Raw genomic sequence first — 2,214 nt, 5'->3', positions numbered from 1 at the left:
TGGCCCCCGGTCCACCCTCTCAACTCAGCTGTTCATCGCCGCCCAAACGCGCGACGGGCTTACTGGCATGTCGATGTGATCCACCGCCTTGCCGCCCGAATTCATCGCATCCAGAACCGCATTGACCACAGCCGGCGGAGAGCCAATCGCCCCGGCCTCACCACAGCCCTTCACACCCAGCGGGTTATGCGTACAGGGCGTCTGGCTGGAATGATCGACGCCGTAGAAGGGCACATCATCGGCGCGCGGCATGGCGTAATCCATGAAGGACGCGCTCAGCAGCTGGCCATTCTCGTCATAGGCGCAGTTCTCAAGCAGAGCCTGGCCGATACCCTGGCCAATACCGCCATGCACCTGACCATCCACGATCATCGGATTGACTATGTTGCCAAAGTCATCCGCCGCGGTGAAGGCCTCGATGCTGACCTGACCAGTCTCGGGGTCCAGCTCGACCTCGCATGCATAAGCGCCCGAGGGGAAGGTGAAGTTGGCCGGGTCGTAGAACGCGGTCTCCTCCAGCCCCGGTTCCACCTCCAGCGGGAAGTTATGCGGCACATAGGCTGTCAGGGTCACGTCGCCCCAGGCCACCGACTTGTCGGTGCCCGCGACGCTGAACTGACCGTCCTTCAGCTCAATATCGGCCTCAGACGCCTCCAGCAGGTGGGCGGCAATCTTCTTGGCCTTGTCGATCACCTTCTCAGTGGCCTTCACCATGGCCGAGCCACAGACCGCCAGCGAGCGCGAGCCATAGGTGCCCATGCCGAACGGGATCTTCGAAGTGTCGCCATGCACGATCTCGACCATCGATTCATCAATGCCGATCATGTCGGCCACAACCTGCGGGAAGGCAGTCTCATGCCCCTGCCCGTGGCTGTGCGCGCCTACCATGACGCTGATCGAGCCGGTGGCATTCACCCGCACGGTCGCCGCGTCATAGAGACCCGCCCGGGCCCCCAGCATGCCAACGATGTTCGAAGGCGCAATGCCGCAGGCTTCGATATAGCAGTTGATGCCCAGTCCCCGCAGCTTGCCCTTTGCCTCGCTTGCCGCACGGCGTGCGGCAAAACCTGCCAGATCGGCTGCGGCCTCAAGCTTGTCCATAGTCCCGTTGTAATCCCCGGTGTCATAGGTCAGCGCCACCGGCGTGTCATAGGGGAACTGGGTGATGAAGTTCTGACGGCGCAGGGCAATCGGATCGACCCCCAGCTCGCGCGCGGCCTTGTCCACCACGCGTTCCAACTGGAACGTCGCCTCGGGCCGGCCCGCGCCGCGATAGGCATCCACCGGCACCGTATTGGTAAACATCGCCTTCACGTTCACCTGAATGACCGGCGTCTTATAATTGCCTGCCATCAGTGTGCCGTGCAGCCATGTGGGCACGGAACTGGAGAAGGTCGACAGATACGCCCCAAGGTTCGCATAGGTGTTGGTCCGCAACCCGATGAAGTTGTTGTCTGCATCCAGCGCCAGTTCGATTTTGCTGACATGATCCCGACCATGGGCGTCCGACATGAACGCCTCGGACCGGCTGGAGGTCCACTTCACAGGCCGGTTGCAGGCCTTGGCGGCGAAGGTACAGAACGCCTCTTCCGCATAGTGGAAAATCTTGGTGCCAAAGCCGCCCCCCACATCCGGGGCCACAACGCGGACCTTATGCTCGGGCAGGCCCAGCACAAAGGCGCACATCAGCAGGCGGATCACATGCGGGTTCTGCGAGGTGGTATAGAGCGTGTACTCATCCGTCCCGCGCTTGTACTCACCCACCGCCACGCGCGGTTCCATCGGGTTGGCAACCAGGCGGTTGTTCACCAGATCCAGCGTGGTCACATGGGCCGCATTGGCGAAGACCTCATTGACCTTGGCGTCATCCGCTTCACCCAGCTGCCAGTCATAGCAGATGTTGTTCTTCAGATCGTCATGGACCAGCGTCGCGCCCTCTTGGGCTGCGGCCTTCATGTCGATCACGGCGGGCAGTTCCTCGATGTCCACCTCGATCGCCTCGGCCGCATCGCGCGCCTGTTCCAGGCTGTCGGCCACAACGGCGGCAATGGGATCGCCCACATGGCGCACCTTGCCCTGGGCCAGAATGGGATGCGCAGGCTCCTGCATGGGTGCGCCGTGCTTGTCCGTCACCTCCCAGCCGCAGGGCATGCCGCCCACGCCTTCGAAATCCTTGCCGGTGAACACCTTGACCACGCCCGGCATGGCCTCGGC

At 62.7% G+C, this 2,214-nt stretch carries 1 protein-coding gene; it reads right to left on the bottom strand.

The features are described 5' to 3' along the window. Window positions 1-24: 24 nt before the first annotated feature. A partial coding sequence (locus ACR0E6_RS20845) for a xanthine dehydrogenase family protein molybdopterin-binding subunit (protein ID WP_480586884.1) occupies window positions 25-2,214 on the bottom strand: 2,190 nt, incomplete at its 5' end.

This window comes from Ruegeria sp. AP12 (assembly GCF_056540025.1).
This window is presented reverse-complemented; position numbering and strand designations above follow the sequence as displayed.